Source organism: Streptomyces chumphonensis (assembly GCF_014779715.1).
Classification (GTDB): Bacteria; Actinomycetota; Actinomycetes; order Streptomycetales; family Streptomycetaceae; genus Streptomyces; species Streptomyces chumphonensis.
The window spans coordinates 1,085,284-1,104,480 of sequence record NZ_JACXYU010000001.1; the positions used below are offsets into that span (position 1 = coordinate 1,085,284).

Genomic DNA, 19,197 nt, shown 5'->3' on the forward strand with positions numbered 1-19,197 from the left:
CCGTCACACCGTCCGTGTGCCGCGCAGCATGCGGGACCGGTCGTAGACCTCCCGGGCGACGGGGTGACCCAGGTGCGGCCGGAGCAGCGCCCGCATGTCCCGCACCCGGTCGTCACACCGGCCGGACTGGACGAGAGGGTAGTCGTCCAGGGCGAGATCCCAGTTCTCGCACGCTTCTTCCAACCTGCCGATCCGCAGCTGTCGCTCGGCGAGCAACGCCCGCTCACGAACCCGGGTACGGCGATGAGTCGAGCACATGAGACGGTTCGCCTCCGTCATGGCGTCCACTGATCCTGCGAGATCGCCCAGCGCGAACCGCACCTGACTGAAGTGGTAGTTCAGCGCGGCGGGATCGTAGGCTCCGAACGTTCTCTCGCGCGATTCCGCCCGATCCATGGCCCGCTCAGCTTGCGCCATGAAGTGCAGGGCGTTGCTCCGGTCGCCGATCTGGGCGTAGGAGTGGGCCTGCTGGCCGGCCAGGAAGGCCCGCATGCGCGGCCCGGCCTGCGGGGAGGCGGCAGCGGCGGCGTCCGCGAGGCGCTGGGCCTGCGGGCCGTGGCCGAGGTCCACCGCCTGCACGCTCATACCGCGCAGGGTCGTGCAGTACGTGAGGTGGTCGTCGGCCTGCCCCGCCAGCTCCAGGGCTCGCAGGTAGTACGTCTGCGCCAGTCCGTGCAGCCCTTCGTCCACCGCCATGTAGCCGGTGAGATAGCAGAGGTCCGAGGCGGCTGAGAGCATGCCCTTCCGGACCTCCTGCGCGGCGTCGGCAGCCAGGTAGGGCGCCACGGTGTTGACGAGGAATGAGGCCGCCATGGGCCGGGCGTGACGCCCGCCGAACTGGTCGTCCAGGTCGCTGATGCGCTCGGTCATGGCGGTGACCGTCTCGACGTCGTTCCAGCCGATCCGGGCCGCCCGCCCTGTCTGGACGGCCTCGACCCGCCCGACGACGTCCTGCCAGTCCGGGATCGTCAGGGCGACGGAGAACAGACCCGCCCCCAGCACACCCCGCCGCGAAGGGTCCATGTCCAGCCTCCCCAGGTCGACCAGGCTTTCCACGGTACTCGCGTGGGAGGCCGATGTATCCACGGCAAAGCCGATCTCCGCGAACGTGACCGGCCTGCGGCAGCGTCTGGCCAAGGCTTCCCGAACCAGGGGCCGCACGGGCTCCCTGGGCATGGTGCCATCCAGCCAATGACTCACCGCCGAATTGTCATACCGCAGTTGCATGCCGCATTCACGACCCAGGCGGTTGACGGCCTGGGCGAGTTGGGTCTGCGACCAGTCGGCCTCGACCAGTACCCGACGCAGTCCCTCATTCGGACACTTCGCTCCCACGGCATCAACTCCTGATTTCTGAAAGCCCTTTCAGGGCTTTCAAGTCCACCCCGCTCTTCCACCGTACCGCCGTCCGTAATCGCGCGGTTACGTTTGCGACAACGCAGGTGACCGACCCCAACCCGCGAGGAGAATGCATGCCCGCGACAGCGGCTTGCGGTTCCGCAGACGAATCGGACCCGGTGTTCCGACCGGAAAGGGCCTGTGCGACCACGGCTGGACCTCCCTCACACCCGGTCGACATCCCGGCCTACAGCGCGACGTGGCCCTGCGAGCCACGGACCGCCGGGCTGGCCCGCGACCTCGTGAGGACCGCGCTGCACACCTGGGAGCTCGACGAGCTGTCGGACCGGGCGACCCTCATCACGTCCGAGCTGGTGGGCAACTCCGTGCAGCACAGCGGCGGTCGCCTGCTCCGCGTCGGCGTCACCCGCCCTGAGCGGGACGTCGTGCGCCTCTCCGTCTCCGACAGGTCGACCGCGCACCCGGTACCCCGTCCCCCGGACCTCGGGTCGGAGCACGGCCGCGGCCTCCTCCTGGTGGAGGCGCTGGCCGACGCCTGGGAGACCGACGTCCGCGCCTGGGGGAAAGTCGTCCGGGCCGAACTGCACGTGCGGACCCCGCGTGTATGACCGGCAGCGCTTTCCCCTACCTGGCGCGGTGCTGTACCCGGACGATTCCCGGCCACGTCCCGCGCGGGCCGAACCCGGCGACGACCGCTGGGTCACCGGACTGTGCTGGCTCTACTGCCGCCGGGCCGACGTACCGGTCATCTGGATCGGCCCGGCGGCCTTCAACGGCATGCACGCACCGATGCACGCCTGCGAAAGATGCCTTTCCGAACTCGAATTCATGATCTGGCACCACGTCACCGGAGAGCAACGCCCTTCAAGGAGGACATGATGTTCGACCACTCGGAGCGCAAGGAGACCGTCGCGGAATCCCCGTGGGGGTGAGGGTTTGGCGGGCTACGCGGAGAGCGGCCCCTACGACCGTGTGATCGCCACCTGCGGTGTGCACACCGTGCCGGCCGAATGGCTCGCGCAGACCAGACCCGGCGGTGACATCCTGGTCACGGTCGGCGGGTGGATGCACGCGTCCGAACTCGTACGCCTCACGGTCGCCGACGACGGCACGGCCAGTGGCCCGGTTCTCGGCGGTCATGTCTCGTTCATGCTGGCCCGGCCCCACCTTCCGCCCCCGCTGGGCATCCTGCCGAACCTCGGCGAGGGGGACGCTGTGCCGACGGAGCTGGGTGCGGACGTGCTCGACGACTGGACCGCCCGGTTCGTCGCGGGATTCGCCGCGCCGCGCGCACAGCGGCTCACCCTGGATCGGGACGGCCGGACGGAACACGTCGTGGTCGACGTGGCGGCGGGATCATGGGCTGCCGTCTTCCGGGAAGGGGGACGGTGGATGGTCCGTCAGGGCGGCCCGGCGCGGCTGTGGGACGGGATCACCGAACGTGTCAGCCGGTGGCAGGCCGACGGGCGCCCGTCCGTCGTCCGCATGCGGCTGCACGTCGGCCCCGACGGGCAGCGCCTCACCTGGGCCTGACCGCCGGGCAGCGGCTCCCCTCGGGGGAAATCCGTGTGCGTCCGGCTGACCCGGGGGTGATGATGGCGGAATGTCACGTTCTTTCGCCGAGCTCGTCGCCGAGGCCGAGTCGGCCCCCACGGAGGGCTGGGACTTCTCCTGGCTCGACGGGCGGGCGACCGAGGAACGCCCCTCGTGGGGCTACCAGCGGGCGATGAGTCGGCGGCTCGCCGGGGTGTCGGCGGCGCTCGACGTGCAGACCGGTGGTGGTGAGGTCCTGGCCGGGGCGGAGAGGCTGCCGCCCACGATGGTCGCGACGGAGTCCTGGCCGCCGAACGTCGCCAAGGCGACCAGGCTGCTGCACCCGCGCGGGGTCGTGGTCGTCGCCGACCCGGACGAGCCGCCGCTGCCGTTCGCGGACGCGGCGTTCGACCTGGTGACCAGCAGGCATCCGGCGACGGTCTGGTGGTCGGAGATCGCGCGGGTGCTGCGACCGGGTGGGACGTACTTCGCCCAGCACGTCGGCCCCGCGAGCGTGTGGGAAGTGGTGGAGTACTTCCTGGGGCCGCAGCCCGAGGCGCGCCGGAGGCGGCACCCCGACGACGAGGGTGCGGCGGCGCGTGCCGCCGGGCTGGAGGTCGTCGACCTGCGCACGGAGCGGCTGAGGATGGAGTTCCACGACGTCGGAGCGGTGGTCTACTTCCTGCGCAAGGTGATCTGGACGGTGCCCGGGTTCACCGTCGAGCAGCACCGCGACCGCCTGCGTGAGCTGCACGGGAGGATCGAGGCCGAGGGCCCGTTCGTCGCCCACTCCACCCGGACCCTCGTCGAGGCGCGCAAGCCCGGGGGCGCGTAGGACGCGCGCCGCCTCCGCTGCCGAGGGGGCGGTCGGCTGCGGAGGCGGCGGGTCGTCGGAAGCGGAACGAGGCGGGTCAGGCGGCCTCGACGCCGAGTTCGCGGGCGATCAGCATGCGCTGGACCTCGCTGGTGCCCTCGCCGATCTCCAGGATCTTGGAGTCCCGCCACATGCGGGCGACGGGGTACTCGTTCATGAAGCCGTAGCCGCCGTGGATCTGGGTGGCCTCGCGGGCGTTGGTGACGGCGATCTCGGAGGAGTACAGCTTCGCGATGGCCGCCTCCTTCTTGAACGTCTCCCCCGCGACCATGCGTGAGGCGGCGTCGCGCCAGGCGAGGCGCGCGGTGTGGGCACGCATCTCCATGTCGGCCAGCTTGAACTGGATGGCCTGGTTGGTGCCGATCGGACGGCCGAACGCCTCCCGCTCGCGGGCGTACCGCACGGACTCGTCGACGCAGCCCTGGGCGAGGCCGGTGGCGAGGGCGGCGATGGCGATGCGGCCCTCGTCGAGGATGCGGAGGAACTGGGCGTAGCCCCGGCCCTCCTCGCCGATCAGGTTGGCGACGGGGACGCGGACGTCGGCGAAGGACAGCTCGCGGGTGTCGGAGGCGTTCCAGCCGACCTTGGAGTACGGCGCGGCCACGGTGAAGCCGGGCGTGCCGGAGGGTACGAGGATGGAGGAGATCAGCGGCGAGCCGTCGTCCTTGCGGCCGGTGACGGCGGTGACGGTGACCAGGCCCGTGATGTCGGTGCCGGAGTTGGTGATGAAGGACTTGGTGCCGTTGATGACCCAGGTGTCGCCGTCCCGGACGGCGGTGGTGCGGGTGCCCCCGGCGTCCGAGCCGCATTCCGGTTCGGTGAGGCCGAAGGCGCCGAGCATCTCCCCGGAGCAGAGCCGGGGCAGCCACTCGCGCTTCTGCTCCTCGGTGCCGAACCGGTAGACGGGCATGGCGCCGAGGGAGACCCCGGCCTCCAGGGTGATGGCCACCGAGGAGTCGACGCGGGCCAGTTCCTCCAGGGCGATGCCGAGGGCCAGGTAGTCGCCGCCCATGCCGCCGTAACTCTCGGGGAACGGCAGCCCGAACAGGCCCATGCGGCCCATCTCGCGGACGATCTCGTAGGGGAACTCGTGCCGCTCGTAGAAGTCGCCGATCTTCGGCGCGACCACGTCATGGGCGAACGCCTCGACGGTGCGGCGCAGTTCCTCGTGTTCGGGAGTGAGGCGGTGGTCCAGGGACATGGTGGTCACTGCTCCTTGTGGGAGAGGGCACGAACGGTGCGGGAGGGGCTGGGGCGGCCCAGCCGGTCGGCCATCCACGCGCTGGTGGCGGTGAGGCGGCCGAGGTCGACGCCCGTCTCGATGCCCAGGCCGTGCAGCATCCAGACGAGGTCTTCGGTGGCGAGGTTGCCCGTGGCGCTCTTGGCGTAGGGGCAGCCTCCGAGCCCGCCGGCGGAGGCGTCGACGGTGGTGACGCCGTGCTGGAGGGCGGCCAGGGTGTTGGACAGGGCCTGGCCGTAGGTGTCGTGGAAGTGGACGCCCAGCCGGTCGACGGGGAGACCGCCGTCGGTGAGCGCGGTGAGGAGGGCGGCGACGTGGCCGGGGGTGGCGACGCCGACGGTGTCGCCGAGGCTCAGCTCGTCGCAGCCCAGGTCGGCGAGGGCCCGGCAGACGCGGACGACGTCGTCCAGGGCGACGGGGCCCTCCCAGGGGTCGCCGAAGCACATGGACAGGTAGCCGCGCACGTGCGCCCCGGCGTCCTTGGCCCGGGCGACGACGGGTGCGAACATGGCCAGCGCCTCGTCGACCGTCCGGTTGAGGTTGGCCTTGGCGAAGGACTCGGTGGCGCTGGCGAACACCGCGATGTCGCGGGCGCCGAGGGCCAGGGCGCGGTCGAGGCCGCGCTCGTTGGGCACGAGGACCGGCAGGCGCACGTCCGGCGCGAGGCCGCTGACCTCGGGGAACAGCCGCTCGGCGTCGGCGAGCTGCGGCACCCACCTCGGGTGGACGAAGCTGGTGGCCTCCACCGTGGTGAGCCCGGCGGCGGCCAGCCGGCGGATGAACTCGGCCTTCACCTCCACGGGGACGACGGCCTGCTCGTTCTGCAGCCCGTCGCGCGGCCCGACCTCGTGGATGCGGACGCGGGCCGGGAGACCGGCCGCCGGTACGCGCATGGGCAGTCCGTCGGTCATGCGTCCTCTCCTCCCGTCCCGTGCGGGTCCACCACCGCCAGGATCTGGTCCATGGCGACGGTGCTGCCCGCTGTGACGTCCAGTTCGGTGACGGTCCCGGCGTGCGGGGCGGAGATGACGTGCTCCATCTTCATGGCCTCGACGATGACCAGGGCCTGGCCCGCCTCGACGGTGTCGCCCACCGCCGCCTTGACGACGGTCACCGTGCCGGGCATGGGGGCCGTCAGGGCGTCGGCGCCCGCCGCCCCGGCGCCACCGCGCAGGGCCGCCGCGACCGGGTCGTGGGTGTGCACGGCCCAGCCGGCGCCGTCGCGGCCGAGCCAGTGCAGGCCGCCGTCCCCCGCGTGGTGGAAGCGGTGGGTGACGCCGGCCCAGGCGAGCTGGACGCGGCCGGGCTCCACGGCGGCGAGTCGGGCGTGGACGGGCTCGGCGTCCCCGACCCGCACCTGCGCCGCGTCGCCCGCCGCCCGCACCCGGACCGTCACCGGGTCGTGGCCGGGCGCCTTGAGGTGGTGGACCGTCCAGGCGGGCTCGCCGCCCAGCCGGAAGCCGGAGGGTACGGCGAACGGGTCCGTCCAGCCTCCGGCGTCGGGGCGCGGGGCGAGGGCCGCCTGCCCGAGCAGGGCCGCCGCCGCGTACACCTCGTCGGGCACCCCGGTGGGCACGAGGGAGGCGGCGTCCCGGTCGACGAGGCCGGTGTCGAGGTCGCCGGCGACGACGTCGGGGTGGGCCAGCAGGGCGCGCAGGAAGGCGGTGTTGGTGTCGACGCCGAGGACGGTGGTGTCGGCCAGGGCGGCGCGCAGGCGGCGCAGCGCGGTGGGCCGGTCCGGGCCGTACGCGATGACCTTGGCGAGCATGGGGTCGTAGGTGGTGCCGACCTCGGTGCCCTCGGTGAGCCCGGAGTCCGTTCGCACCCCGTCGCCCGCCGGCTCGCGCAGCAGGCGCACGGTACCGGCCGAGGGGAGGAAGTCCACCCGCTCGCCGGTGACGCGGGCCGTCTCGGCGCAGATGCGGGCCTCGACCGCGTGCCCGGTGAGGGTGACGTCGTCCTGGGCGAGGGGCAGCGCCTCCCCGGCGGCCACGCGGACCTGCCACTCCACCAGGTCCAGCCCGGTGATCAGCTCGGTGACGGGGTGCTCGACCTGGAGGCGGGTGTTCATCTCCATGAAGCAGTACGCGCCCGGGTCGCCGCCCGGCACGATGAACTCCACCGTGCCCGCGCCCCGGTAGCCGCAGGCCCGCGCGGCGTCGGCCGCCGCCGCGCCCATCGCGGCGCGGGTGGCCGCGTCCAGCAGCGGACTGGGGGCCTCCTCGATGATCTTCTGGTGGCGGCGCTGGAGGGAGCACTCGCGCTCGCCGAGGTGCAGGACGTTGCCGTGGCCGTCGGCGAGGACCTGGATCTCGATGTGCCGGGGGCCGTCGATGAAGCGCTCCACGAGGAGCGTGTCGTCGCCGAAGGAGGCGCGGGCCTCGCGCCGGGCGGCGGCGATCTCGTCCTCCAGCACGGCGGCGTCCCGCACCAGGCGCATGCCCTTGCCGCCGCCGCCCGCCGAGGGCTTGAGCAGCACGGGCATGCCGATGCCGCGTGCCGCGTCGGCGAGCTGGGCGTCGGTGAGGCCGGAGCCGGAGGAGCCGGGCACGACGGGCACCCCGGCGGCCTGCACCGTCTCCTTGGCGCGGATCTTGTCGCCCATGAGCTCGATGGCGTCGGCGGGCGGGCCGATGAACACCAGCCCGGCGTCGGTGACGGCGCGGGCGAAGGCGGCGTTCTCGGCGAGGAAGCCGTAGCCGGGGTGGACGGCCTGGGCGCCGGTGACGCGCGCGGCGTCCAGCAGGCGCTCCACGTGCAGGTAGCTCTCGTTCGCGGCGGCCGGGCCGATGCGGACGGCGGTGTCGGCCTCGCGGACGTGCCGGGCGTCGGCGTCGGCGTCGCTGTGCACGGCCACCGAGCGGATGCCCATGGCGCGCAGGGAGCGGATCACGCGGACGGCGATCTCGCCCCGGTTGGCGATCAGCACGGTGTCGAACACGCGCGGGGCCGTGCCGGAAGTCGTCCTCGGTGTCATCTGTGCTCCCCTCACATCCGGAAGACGCCGAAGCCACCGTCGCCCAGGGGCGCGTTGGCACAGGCGGTCAGGGCCAGGCCGAGGACCGTGCGGGTCTCCAGCGGGTCGATCACGCCGTCGTCCCACAGGCGGGCGGTGGCGTAGTAGGCGTTGCCCTGCGTCTCGTACTGGGCGCGGACGGGGGCCTTGAACGCCTCCTCGTCCTCGGCGCTCCACTCCTCGCCGCGTCCCTCCAGCTGGTCCCGCTTGACGGTGGCCAGGACGGAGGCGGCCTGCTCGCCGCCCATGACGGAGATCTTGGCGTTGGGCCACATCCACAGGAAGCGGGGGCCGTAGGCGCGGCCGCACATCGAGTAGTTGCCCGCGCCGTAGGAGCCGCCGACGACGACGGTCAGCTTGGGCACCCGTGTGGTGGCCACGGCGGTGACCATCTTCGCGCCGTGCTTGGCGATGCCGCCCGCCTCGTAGCTGCGGCCGACCATGAAGCCGGAGATGTTCTGGAGGAACAGCAGCGGGATGCCGCGCTGGTCGCACAGCTCGATGAAGTGCGCGCCCTTCTGGGCGGACTCGGAGAACAGGATGCCGTTGTTGGCGACGATGCCCACGGGGTGGCCGTGGATGCGCGCGAAGCCGGTGACCAGCGTCGTCCCGTACTCGGCCTTGAACTCCTGGAACCGCGAGCCGTCGGTGACGCGGGCGATGACCTCGCGGACGTCGTAGGGCGTGCGGGAGTCGACGGGGACGGCGCCGTAGAGCCCGGCCGGGTCGACGGCGGGCTCCTCGACGGGTTCCACCGTCCACGGCGGCGTGCCCCGCGCGGGCAGGGTGGCGACGATGTTGCGGACGATGCGCAGGGCGTGGGCGTCGTCCTCGGCGAGGTGGTCGGTGACGCCGGAGGTGCGCGTGTGCACCTCGCCGCCGCCCAGCTCCTCGGCGGTGACGACCTCGCCGGTGGCGGCCTTCACCAGGGGCGGGCCGCCGAGGAAGATCGTGCCCTGGTTCCGGACGATCACGGCCTCGTCGCTCATCGCCGGGACGTAGGCGCCGCCGGCCGTGCAGGAGCCCAGGACGGCGGCGATCTGCGGGATGCCCCGGGCGGACATGCGGGCCTGGTTGTAGAAGATGCGCCCGAAGTGCTCGCGGTCGGGGAAGACGTCGTCCTGCATCGGCAGGAACGCGCCCCCGGAGTCCACGAGGTAGAGGCAGGGCAGCCGGTTCTCCAGCGCCACCTCCTGCGCCCGCAGGTGCTTCTTGACCGTCATCGGGTAGTACGTGCCGCCCTTGACGGTGGCGTCGTTCGCGACGATGACGGCCTCGCGCCCGCTGACGCGGCCGATGCCGGCGATGACGCCCGCGGCCGGGGCCTGCCCGTCGTACATCCCGTCGGCGGCCAGCGGGGCCAGCTCCAGGAAGGGGGAGCCGGGGTCGAGCAGCCCGTCCACCCGGTCGCGGGGCAGCAGCTTGCCGCGCGCGGTGTGCCGGGCGCGGGCCCGCTCCCCGCCGCCCAGCCGGGCGGCGGCCAGCTTCTCGCGAAGCTCTGCGGCCAGCTCCCGGTGGGCGGCCTCGTTCGTGCGCCAGGCCGGCGACGCCGGGTCGACGGCGCCGGCCAGCGGCGGTGCCTGCTGCATGCCCTGAGCCCCCTTGCTCACGGTTGCGGTCCTGCGGTTAATGTTCGTTAACCTCGCTCCTCAGGTTAACGTCCGCTAACCGGGCTGTCTAGAATTGCCCCCATGAGCACCGAGACCCCCACGGAGCCCCACGGCGCGGCCTCCCCCGCGCCGAGCCCCTCCGGGGCGCTCAGCCGACGTGACCAGATCCTGCGCGAAGCGGCTCGACTCTTCGCCGAGCGCGGCTTCCACGGCGTGGGGGTCGACGAGATAGGCGCCGCCGTGGGCATCAGCGGCCCCGGGCTCTACCGGCACTTCGCCGGGAAGGACGCCATGCTCGCCGAGCTGCTCGTCGGCATCAGCGAGCGCCTGCACGAGGGCGGCCGGATGCGGCTCGCGGAGGCCGTCGCCGCCGACGCCCCCGCCACCGAGGCGCTGGACGCCCTGATCGCCGGGCACATCGACTTCGCCCTCAACGACCGCGCGCTGATCACCCTGCACGACCGCGAGCTGGACCGGCTGCGCGACGCCGACCGCAAGCGCGTCCGGCGCCTCCAGCGCGAGTACGTGGAGCTGTGGGTGTCGGTGGTCCGCGAGGTCCACCCGGAGCTGGACGAGGCCGAGGCCCGCACCGCCGTGCACGCCGTCTTCGGCCTGCTCAACTCCACCCCCCGCCTCAGCCGCCCCGCCGCCCTGCCCGACCAGGCCGTGACGGCCGCCCTGCTGCACCGCCTCGCCCGGGGCGCCTTCGCGGCGGGTGCCGTCCGGAACGGCACCGCCCCGGACGGCATCCGCCCCGACTGACGCGGGCCCCGGCCCCGGCGCCGCCCCCACCGGACGACCCCGGGGCCCCGCCGTCCGGCGCGGGGCCTACGCCTCGGCGCCGTACGTCCCGTACTCCGGGCGGCCGGTCGTCTCGTAGACGTGGATCGCCAGGCCCCCGGGCGTCGTGGAGTTGCTCAGGAGCCGCAGACCGGCCGGGGCTCCGCCGTCCGGGAAGAGGCGGCGCCCGCTGCCCACGACCACCGGGGCGATGACGAGGCGCAGTTCGTCGATGAGACCGGCGCCCAGGAGGGACTGGGCCAGGCGCCCGCAGCCGTGGATCTGCAGCTCGCGGCCGGGCCGCCGCTTCACCTCGGCGACCTGGGCGGGGACGTCGCCGGACAGGATCGTGGTCGGGTTCCAGTCGGCCCGTGTCAGGGTGTGGGAGGCGACGTACTTGGGCGAGCCGTTGAGGACGTCGGCGAACGGGTGGTCGGTCATCCTCGGCCAGTCCCGCGCGAAGTTCTCGTAGGTGCGGCGGCCGAAGAGGAAGGCGTCGGCGGTGCCGAGCCACGTCCCGACCCGGCGTTCGAACTCCTCGTCCATGTGCGGCACCAGCCAGCCGCCCCGGGTGAACCCGTCGCTGGTGTCCTCCTCCGGCGAGCCCGGGCCCTGGTAGACGCCGTCCAGGGACAGGAAGGTCTGGAGTACGAGCCTCATCGCGCACCACTCTCTCTTCGGCGGGGTGTCCGTTCTCCTGTACCGACGTCCGGCGGCGCGGGGACTCATCGGACACCGGCCACCGGTTCCGGGGTCCGCGCCCCGCCGTGCGAACTACAGGATGTTGACGCCGTGGTCCGCGAGGTAGGCGACGGGGTCGACGTCGCTGCCGTACTCGCGGGTGGTGCGGACCTCGAAGTGCAGGTGCGGGCCGGTGACGCGGCCGGTGGCGCCGCTTCGGGCGACCAGGTCGCCGCCCGAGACCCGCTCGCCGGGCCGCACGTCCACCCGGGAGAGGTGCGCGTACAGGGCGAAATGGCCGTCCGCCATCCGCAGGACGATCATGTCGCCGTAGTCGCCGCCGTCCCCGGCGAAGTCGACGGTGCCGGTGCCCACCGAGTACACCGGGGTCCCGCTGTCGACGGCGTAGTCGATGCCGGTGTGGTGGCCGGCGGCCCAGTCGCCGGGGATGCCGTAGTGCGCGGAGACCCGGTGACGGCCGTTCAGCGGCCGGGAGTAGGGCGCCCCCGCCGCGCGGGGGCGCGCGCGGGCGCCGTCCTCCCCGGCGGAGGCCAGGTGTGCGACGCCCAGCGCGGGTACGCACCCGAGCGCCGTGAGTGTGCCGCCGCGCAGCAGCCCCCGCCGGGAGATGGGTGTGGGGACCTGCGTGCCACGGGTGTGCGCCATGGAGTCGCCTCCTCGCCTCGACGTCTGTCACTGCGAGGATGACCAGGGCGGACCCCGCACGCACCTTCTGCCGCGCCGGGACCGACCGAACGGCGTAGTGGGGCCGTCGCCGCCCCCGGGCGGCGGCGGGACCCCTCTCAACGGCGTTGGCCGCCGCACCGTCAGACGGCACGGGAATGACCGCCGTTGGGACGGGCGCCCGCGCGGTACCGCCCCTCGGGACCCGCCCGGTGGGCGGGCCGGGGAGCGGGCCGAAGCCGCAGTCGCGTCACATGCCTTGACACGTTCGCCGTCCTCCGGAAATCTCTTCGGCACATCACTCTTGAGAGCGCTCTCAAGCACGTGCACCCCTTCTTCACCCTCACGTCCCGCACGGTCGGGAGAAAGCGACGGCGCGCATGGCCACGAACGGCACAGCCCGCAGAAGCACCAGACGTCCCACCCGGCTCGCCGCGATCGGCGTGTCCGCCCTGGTGACCGGTTCGCTCCTGGCCGGGTGCGCCGACGACGGCGGCTCGGACTCCGACACCGGCCGCGCCTCGGACGGTGACATCACGCTCAACGTCGGCCTGTTCGGCACGTTCGGGTTCCAGGAGGCCGGGCTGTACGAGGAGTACGAGAAGCTCAACCCCGGCGTCAGGATCGAGCAGAGCGTCGTCGAGCGCAACGAGAACTACTACCCGCAGCTCCTCACCCGGCTCGCGAGCAACAGCGGCCTCGCGGACGTCCAGGCCGTGGAGGTGGCGAACATCGCGGAGGTGACCGCCACCCAGGCCGACAAGTTCGTCGACCTCGGCGGGCAGGAGGGCGTCGACCAGGGCGACTGGTTCGACTGGAAGTGGCAGCAGGGCACCACGGCCGACGGCAGGACGATCGCGCTCGGCACCGACATCGGCCCCATGGCCATCTGCTACCGCAAGGACCACTTCGAGGCCGCCGGGCTGCCCACCGAGCGCGCGGAGGTGTCGAAGCTGTGGGCCGGCGACTGGGAGAAGTACCTGGAGACCGGTGAGGCGTTCATGGCCGACGGACCCGACGACGTGGCCTGGGTCGACTCCGCCTCCGGCCTCTACAGCGCCGCCATCTCCTCCTCCGAGAGCCGCTACTACGACGAGGACGGCGAGGTCGTCTACAAGGACAACCCCGACGTGCGGGCCGCATGGGACATCGCCACGGCCGCCGCCGAGGCGGGGATGACCGACCGGCACGAGCAGTTCACCCCACCGTGGGACAAGGCGATGAACAACGGCACGTTCGCCACGCTGTCGTGCCCCGCCTGGATGCTCGGCTACATCCAGGACAAGGGCGGCGACAAGAGCGCGGACCTGTGGGACGTCGCCGACGCCCCGCGCCCCGGCAACTGGGGCGGGTCCTTCCTCGGCGTGCCGGAGACGGCGAAGAACAAGGAGGAGGCCGCGAAGTTCGTCGCGTGGCTGACGGCCCCCGAGCAGCAGGCGAAGCTCTTCGAGGAGCGCGGCAGCTTCCCCAGCGCCCCCGCCTCCTACGAGACGCCCGCGGTCGCCGACGCCACGCACGACTACTTCGGTGACGCCCCCATCGGCGAGATCTTCGCCCGTGCCGCCCAGGACATCCCGACGCAGATCATCGGCCCGAAGGACCAGATCATCGCCGAGAACATCGGCCGCAGCGGCGTCCGCCAGGTCGAGCAGAAGGGCCTCTCCCCCGAGGACGCCTGGCAGGAGGCGGTCAAGGCCGTCGACAACGCGCTCGACGAGTGAGGAACGGCATGACCACCACCGGTACGCCGGCCGCGCCGCCCCGCCCCGGCGGCGGCGCGGCCCCGCCGGAGGAGCGGCCGACGGCCCAGGAGCGGCGGCGGGCCCGCCGCAGCCGCCGCTACCAGCGCGACGTGCGGTGGAGTCCGTACGCGTTCGTGGCGCCGTTCTTCCTCTTCTTCGGCGCCTTCGGCCTCTTCCCGCTGCTCTACACCGGCTGGGCGTCGTTGCACCGGGTGTCCCTGACCGCGCCCACCGAGATGGAGTGGGCCGGCCTGCACAACTTCACCCGGCTGCTGGAGGACGAGTTCTTCTGGAACGCCCTGCGCAACACCTTCACCATCGGGGTGCTGTCCACCGTCCCGCAGCTGCTCATGGCGCTGGGGCTGGCCCACGTCCTCAACTACCGGCTGCGCGGCAGCACGTTCTTCCGGGTCGTGATGCTCGCGCCGTACGCGACGTCCGTGGCGGCGGCGACGCTCGTCTTCGTCATGCTCTACGGACGCGACTACGGCATGATCAACTGGGCGCTGGGCTTCGTCGGAATCGACGCCGTGGACTGGCAGAACGGCACCTGGACCTCGCAGTTCGCCGTCTCGACGATCGTGATCTGGCGCTGGACGGGGTACAACACGCTGATCTACCTCGCCGCGATGCAGGCCGTGCCCCGGGACCTGTACGAGTCGGCGGCGCTGGACGGCGCCTCGCGCTGGCAGCAGTTCCTGCACGTGACGGTGCCCTCGCTGCGTCCGACGATCCTGTTCACCGTCGTCGTCTCGACGATCGGGGCGACGCAGCTCTTCGGCGAGGTGCTGCTGTTCAGCTCCGGCGGCGGAGCGGCGGGCGGTATCAACCACCAGTACCAGACGCTCGGGCTGTACCTGTACGAACAGGGCTGGGTGAACCTGCACCTGGGGCGGGCCTCCGCCATCGCCTGGATGATGTTCCTGATCCTGCTGCTCATCGCGCTGGTCAACCTGCTGGTCGCGCGACGGCTGCGGAAGAGCCAGTGAGGAGCCGGTCATGACGTTGCTCAAGGACGCCCCGGCACGCCCGGCGCCGGCCGGTGACCGGCCGAGGGCCGGGCGTCGTCCCCGGGCGAAGGGGGCGGGCGGGCAGTTCCACGCGGGCCGGCTCGCCTACGCGCTCATCGCCCTCGTCACGGTGGTGTCGCTGTTCCCGCTGGTGTGGACGGCGGTCGCCGCCTCCCGCGACAACACGCGGCTGGCGGAGTCGCCGCCGCCGTTCTGGTTCGGCTCCAACCTGCCGAGGAACCTGGACATCGCCTGGCACGACGCCAACCTGGGCCTCGCACTGCTCAACACGGCGTTCGTGGCCGGATCGATCGCGCTGGGCACGGTGCTGTTCGGCACGATCGCCGGGTTCGCCTTCGCCCGGCTGCGGTTCCGGTTCCGCACCGCCCTGCTCATGCTGACGATCGGCACGATGATGGTGCCGCCGCAGCTCAGCGTCGTGCCGCTGTTCATGGCCATCGCGGAGCTGGAGTGGACCAACCAGCTCCAGGCCGTCATCCTGCCGACCTTCGTCAGCGCGTTCGGGGTGTTCTTCATGCGCCAGTACCTGACACAGGCCCTGCCGGGCGAGCTGGTGGAGGCGGCCCGGGTGGACGGGGCGCACAGCCTGCGCATCGTCTGGCACGTGGTCTTCCCCGTGGCCCGCCCGGCGATGGCCGTCCTCGGCATGCTGACGTTCGTCATGGCGTGGAACGACTTCTTCTGGCCGATCATCGCCCTCACCCAGCAGAACCCGACCGTGCAGGTCGCACTGACGGGCCTGGGGCGCGGCTACATCCCCGACCAGTCGGTGATCATGGCCGGCGCGCTCCTGGGAACGCTGCCCCTGCTGCTCGTGCTGGCCGTGTTCGGCAAGCAGATCGTCGGCGGCATCATGCAGGGGGCCGTGAAGGGCTGAGGACCAGGCCACCCCGCCCGCGGCCCGCCCCCCGGGCCCGGCCGCCCCGCGCCGATCCCCCGAGACCGACCCTCCGACCACCTCACACCTAGCTTTGGGAGCGCTCTCAGTTGACCAGCCATCCCGCCGCCGCCCCCGGCGGCTTCCCCGGCGGCTTCCTCTTCGGGTCCGCCACCTCCGCCTACCAGATCGAGGGTGCCGCCGCGACGGACGGCCGGACGCCGTCCATCTGGGACACCTTCGCCCACACGCCCGGCCGGGTGCTCGGCGGCGACACCGGTGACGTCGCCGTCGACCACTACCACCGCTGGCGCGACGACCTGGACCTCATGGCCGGGCTCGGCCTCCACACCTACCGGTTCTCCGTCTCCTGGTCCCGCGTGCAGCCGCACGGCACCGGGCCCGCCGACCAGCGCGGACTCGACTTCTACCGCGCGCTGGTCGACGGCCTCCTGGAGCGCGGCATCACTCCCTGGATCACGCTCTACCACTGGGACCTGCCGCAGGAACTGGAGGACGCCGGAGGCTGGCCCGAACGCGACACGGCCGAGCGGTTCGCGGCGTACGCGGAGCTCGTGGCCGACGCGCTCGGCGACCGCGTCGAGCACTGGACCACGCTCAACGAGCCGTGGTGCAGCGCCTTCCTGGGCTACGCCTCGGGCGTCCACGCGCCGGGCCGGACGGACCCGGCCGCCGCCCTCCGCGCGGCCCACCACCTCAACCTGGGCCACGGGCTGGCCGTCCAGGCCCTGCGCCGCGCCCTCCCGGAGGGGACGAAGGTCGGGGTGAGCCTCAACCCGGCCGTGCCGCGCGCCCGCACCGACCGGGAGGCCGACCGCGCCGCCCGGGACCGCGTCATGGCCCTGGCCAACGGCGTCTTCGAGGGGCCGATGCTGCACGGCGCCTACCCGCAGGTGCTGCTGGACACGACGGCGGGCATCACGGACTGGTCCTTCGTCCGCGACGGCGACCTGGACACCGCGCACCGGCCGCTGGACGCGCTCGGCGTCAACTACTACTCCCCGCTGCTGGTGTCGGCCGCCGACGGCCCCGGGGACGTCGAGCGGCGCGACGGGCACGGGGCCGGCGCGCACACGCCGTGGCCCGGCGCCGACGACATCGCCTTCCACCGGCCGGAGGGACTGCCCCTCACCCAGATGGGCTGGCCCGTCGACCCGAGCGGGCTGTCCGACCTGCTGCTGCGGCTCAGCCGCGAGGCTCCGGGGCTGCCGCTCTACATCACCGAGAACGGCATGGCCGCCGACGACAAGCCCGCCGACGACGGCACGGTCGACGACCCGGAGCGCGTCGCCTACCTGCACGGCCACCTGTCGGCGGTGCTGCGCGCGATGGAGCGGGGGGCCGACGTGCGGGGCTACTTCCTGTGGTCGCTGCTGGACAACTTCGAGTGGGCCTACGGCTACAGCAAGCGCTTCGGCGCGGTGTACGTCGACTTCGACACCCTGCGGCGCACGCCCAAGTCCAGCGCCGCCTGGTACGCCGAGCTGGCCCGCACCCGGACGCTGCCGCCGGCGCCCTGAGCCCGGGGTGGGGCCGTCCGCCGGGGGTCGCGGCCCCACCTCCCGGCGTCCGCCCGCCGGTCGGTGGGGGCCGGCGGGCGGACGCGCCTCAGCCGGCGGGCCCGGACGGGACGGGCGGACGCGGCACCCCGGGGCCGGTGCCCCGACGGCGGGCCCGCCCGCCCCGGGTCCGGGCGCCCGACCGGCCGTGCGGGCCGTGCAGGGCGAGCCAGACCCGCACCTCCGTCCCGCCGAGGACCGAGTGGCCGATGCGGACGTCGCCGCCGGTGGACTCCGCGAGGCGGCGCACGATGTCCAGCCCGAGCCCCGTGGAGCCCGGGCCGCCGTCGCCGTGGCCCCGGCGCAGGGCGGCGGCCGGGTCGGCGATGCCGGGGCCCGCGTCGGAGACGAGCACGATGACCGCGTCGTCGCCGTGGTGGACGTCCACGGAGAAGGCGGTGCCCTGCGGGGTGTGCCGGAAGACGTTGCCGAGCATGGCGTCGAGGGCGGCGGCCAGGTCCGCGCGGGCGACGGGCACCCGCACCGGCCGCTCCACCCCGGCGACGCGGACCCGGCGGTCCTCGTCCTCCGCGAGGGCGGACCAGAACGCCATCCGCTCGCGCACGACCTCGGCCGCGTCGCAGGCGGCGCTCACGCCGTTGCCCGGCGCCTGCGGCTTCTGCTCGCGCGCCGTGCGGATGATGCGGTCGACCTCGCCCTCCAGCTGGGCCACGGCGTGCCGGGTCTGCTCGGCGGCGTCTCCCCCGCCGAGCGAGGCGGCGTTCAGGCGCAGCACCGTGAGCGGGGTGCGCAGCCGGTGCGAGAGGTCGGCGGCCAGCTCACGCTCGTTGGCGAGCAGCCGCACGACCTGGTCGGCCATGGAGTTGAACGCCAGGGCCGCGTCCCGCAGTTCCGCCGGGCCCTGCTCGGGCACCCGGGTGCCCAGCCGGCCCTCGCCCAGGTCCCGGGCGGCGGCGGCCAGGTGCTCGGCGGGGCGGACCAGCCGGGTCCCGAGCCGGTCGGCGATGGCCACCGAGCCGACGACGAGGGCGAGCCCGACGCCGCCGAGCAGCAGCCAGGCCGTCGTCACGCCCCGGCCGACCTCGCCGTGCGGCACGAAGACCTCGACCACGGCGATCCGGCCCGCGTCCACCGCCGTCGGCCGCAGCAGGGCGTAGCCGCCGTCGACACCGACAATCGTCGCCCGGTTCCCGTCCAGAGCGCCGGCCGAGGCGCGCATCGTCCCGATCTCCGTGGGGGCTCCGCCGTCGGCGGCGGGCACCCGCACGGCGAGCCGGCCGGCCGCCCCGGCCTGGGTGCTCGCCACGGCCCGCTGGAGCTGCTCGTGCTCGGCGGTGATGGCCAGCGCCGGGGAGACGGCGGCGGCCTGGCGTTCCGCGTCGGCGAACGCGCGGTCGCGGGCCAGCTCGCGCACGACCAGGCCGAGCGGGACGGCGAAGGCGATGACCACCATCGCGGTCACCGCCAGCGACACCTTCACCAGCGCCCATCTCACCGCGCCGCCTCCGCCGGTGCCTCCAGCTTGACGCCGACGCCGCGCAGGGTGTGCAGGTAGCGCGGGCGGGCGGCCGTCTCGCCCAGCTTGCGGCGCAGCCAGGACAGGTGGACGTCGATCGTCTGGTCGTCGCCGTAGGACTGCCGCCACACCTCCGCGAGCAGGTCCCTGCGCGGGACGACGACGCCGGGGCGGGCCGCGAGGAAGGCGAGCAGGTCGAACTCACGCCGGGTCAGGTCGAGCGGCGTGCCGTCGAGGTGGGCCCGGCGGCGCAGCGGGTCGACGGCCAGCCCGCCGACGCGCAGGACGGTCCCGGCCGCCGGGCCGCCGCTGCCGCCGCCCGCCCGGCGCAGCACGGCCGCCATGCGGGCCGAGAGGTGTTCCACGGAGAAGGGCTTGACGAGGTAGTCGTCCGCGCCGTCGTTGAGGAGCCGGACGATCTCGGCCTCGTCGTCCCGCGCGGTCGCGATGATGACGGGCGTCTGGGTGACGCCCCGGAGCATCTTCAGCGCCTCGGCGCCGTCCAGGTCCGGCAGCCCGAGGTCGAGGACGACGACGTCGAACCCGATCTGCGCGACCTCGCGCAGCGCCGCGAGGGCCGTCCCGACACTGCGGACGCTGTGCCCGGCCTCGCCCAGGTGGCGGATCAGGGCGGACCGTACGAACGGGTCGTCTTCGACGACGAGGACGCGTGCCATGCGCGGCACGGTACGCACCTTGCTGACCGCTCCGCC

18 protein-coding genes are annotated in these 19,197 nt (G+C 73.4%); 9 read left to right on the top strand and 9 right to left on the bottom strand.

All coding sequences use genetic code 11. The features are described 5' to 3' along the window. Window positions 1–3: 3 nt before the first annotated feature. A complete protein-coding gene (locus IF129_RS04530) occupies window positions 4–1,335 on the bottom strand; it encodes a tetratricopeptide repeat protein (protein WP_191208059.1) in 1,332 nt (443 codons plus the stop codon). Window positions 1,336–1,472: 137 nt separating this feature from the next. Between IF129_RS04530 and IF129_RS04535 the strand changes: the two genes are divergently transcribed. The 4 genes from IF129_RS04535 (at window position 1,473) to IF129_RS04550 (ending at window position 3,727) form a co-directional block, all read left to right on the top strand. Further along, window positions 1,473–1,967, top strand: a complete 495-nt coding sequence (locus tag IF129_RS04535; RefSeq protein ID WP_345602196.1) for an ATP-binding protein — start codon at window positions 1,473–1,475, stop codon at window positions 1,965–1,967. Continuing rightward, the gene (locus IF129_RS04540) at window positions 1,960–2,238 is read left to right on the top strand and encodes a hypothetical protein (RefSeq protein WP_318153542.1); all 279 of its coding nucleotides are present in this window, start codon (window positions 1,960–1,962) and stop codon (window positions 2,236–2,238) included. Before IF129_RS04535 ends, IF129_RS04540 begins: the two co-directional genes overlap by 8 nt. Before the next feature lie 57 nt (window positions 2,239–2,295). Next, the gene (locus tag IF129_RS04545) at window positions 2,296–2,892 is read left to right on the top strand and encodes a methyltransferase domain-containing protein (protein ID WP_224754237.1); all 597 of its coding nucleotides are present in this window, start codon (window positions 2,296–2,298) and stop codon (window positions 2,890–2,892) included. Between the two features lie 70 nt (window positions 2,893–2,962). Further along, complete coding sequence (locus tag IF129_RS04550) at window positions 2,963–3,727, top strand: class I SAM-dependent methyltransferase (RefSeq protein ID WP_191208060.1); 765 nt, start codon at window positions 2,963–2,965, stop codon at window positions 3,725–3,727. Window positions 3,728–3,803: 76 nt separating this feature from the next. Here the strand turns inward: IF129_RS04550 and IF129_RS04555 are convergent, their stop codons facing one another. Genes IF129_RS04555 through IF129_RS04570 form a run of 4 tightly spaced genes read right to left on the bottom strand, consistent with a single transcriptional unit; the run spans window position 3,804 to window position 9,611 of the window. Next, on the bottom strand, window positions 3,804–4,967 hold the full coding sequence (locus IF129_RS04555) for an acyl-CoA dehydrogenase family protein (protein ID WP_191208286.1): 1,164 nt from the start codon (window positions 4,965–4,967) through the stop codon (window positions 3,804–3,806). A gap of 5 nt (window positions 4,968–4,972) precedes the next feature. Next, window positions 4,973–5,917, bottom strand: a complete 945-nt coding sequence (locus tag IF129_RS04560; RefSeq protein ID WP_191208061.1) for a hydroxymethylglutaryl-CoA lyase — start codon at window positions 5,915–5,917, stop codon at window positions 4,973–4,975. Then, a complete protein-coding gene (locus IF129_RS04565) occupies window positions 5,914–7,947 on the bottom strand; it encodes an acetyl/propionyl/methylcrotonyl-CoA carboxylase subunit alpha (RefSeq protein ID WP_191208287.1) in 2,034 nt (677 codons plus the stop codon). The genes IF129_RS04560 and IF129_RS04565 overlap by 4 nt, the downstream gene beginning before the upstream one ends. Before the next feature lie 47 nt (window positions 7,948–7,994). Further along, on the bottom strand, window positions 7,995–9,611 hold the full coding sequence (locus IF129_RS04570; protein ID WP_191208288.1) for a carboxyl transferase domain-containing protein: 1,617 nt from the start codon (window positions 9,609–9,611) through the stop codon (window positions 7,995–7,997). Between the two features lie 93 nt (window positions 9,612–9,704). Here IF129_RS04570 and IF129_RS04575 point away from each other — a divergent pair, with 93 nt between their 5' ends. Beyond that, entirely contained in the window at window positions 9,705–10,394 is a 690-nt protein-coding gene (locus IF129_RS04575; protein WP_381480313.1) for an SACE_7040 family transcriptional regulator, read from the top strand. Between the two features lie 66 nt (window positions 10,395–10,460). Here IF129_RS04575 and IF129_RS04580 read toward each other — a convergent pair whose 3' ends face one another. Together IF129_RS04580 and IF129_RS04585 are read right to left on the bottom strand one after the other, a co-directional pair. After that, window positions 10,461–11,072 (bottom strand): dihydrofolate reductase family protein, encoded by a 612-nt coding sequence (locus IF129_RS04580; protein ID WP_191208063.1) that lies wholly within the window; start codon window positions 11,070–11,072, stop codon window positions 10,461–10,463. A 114-nt stretch (window positions 11,073–11,186) separates the two neighbouring features. After that, window positions 11,187–11,759, bottom strand: coding sequence for a M23 family metallopeptidase (locus tag IF129_RS04585; protein ID WP_191208064.1), 573 nt, complete (start codon window positions 11,757–11,759; stop codon window positions 11,187–11,189). Between the two features lie 398 nt (window positions 11,760–12,157). Between IF129_RS04585 and IF129_RS04590 the strand changes: the two genes are divergently transcribed. The 4 genes from IF129_RS04590 to IF129_RS04605 all read left to right on the top strand — a co-directional run bounded on the left by IF129_RS04590 (window position 12,158) and on the right by IF129_RS04605 (window position 16,968). Then, on the top strand, window positions 12,158–13,498 hold the full coding sequence (locus tag IF129_RS04590) for an ABC transporter substrate-binding protein (RefSeq protein WP_191208065.1): 1,341 nt from the start codon (window positions 12,158–12,160) through the stop codon (window positions 13,496–13,498). An 8-nt stretch (window positions 13,499–13,506) separates the two neighbouring features. After that, window positions 13,507–14,508 (top strand): carbohydrate ABC transporter permease, encoded by a 1,002-nt coding sequence (locus tag IF129_RS04595; protein WP_191208066.1) that lies wholly within the window; start codon window positions 13,507–13,509, stop codon window positions 14,506–14,508. A gap of 10 nt (window positions 14,509–14,518) precedes the next feature. Next, the gene (locus IF129_RS04600; RefSeq protein WP_191208067.1) at window positions 14,519–15,427 is read left to right on the top strand and encodes a carbohydrate ABC transporter permease; all 909 of its coding nucleotides are present in this window, start codon (window positions 14,519–14,521) and stop codon (window positions 15,425–15,427) included. Between the two features lie 110 nt (window positions 15,428–15,537). Beyond that, the gene (locus IF129_RS04605; protein WP_191208068.1) at window positions 15,538–16,968 is read left to right on the top strand and encodes a GH1 family beta-glucosidase; all 1,431 of its coding nucleotides are present in this window, start codon (window positions 15,538–15,540) and stop codon (window positions 16,966–16,968) included. 88 nt (window positions 16,969–17,056) lie between these two features. On the opposite strand, the gene IF129_RS04610 is transcribed toward IF129_RS04605, so the two are convergent. Both IF129_RS04610 and IF129_RS04615 read right to left on the bottom strand, forming a co-directional pair. Further along, on the bottom strand, window positions 17,057–18,463 hold the full coding sequence (locus IF129_RS04610) for a HAMP domain-containing sensor histidine kinase (protein WP_191208069.1): 1,407 nt from the start codon (window positions 18,461–18,463) through the stop codon (window positions 17,057–17,059). Beyond that, entirely contained in the window at window positions 18,460–19,161 is a 702-nt protein-coding gene (locus IF129_RS04615; protein ID WP_191208070.1) for a response regulator transcription factor, read from the bottom strand. Before IF129_RS04615 ends, IF129_RS04610 begins: the two co-directional genes overlap by 4 nt. Between the last annotated feature and the right edge of the window lie 36 nt (window positions 19,162–19,197).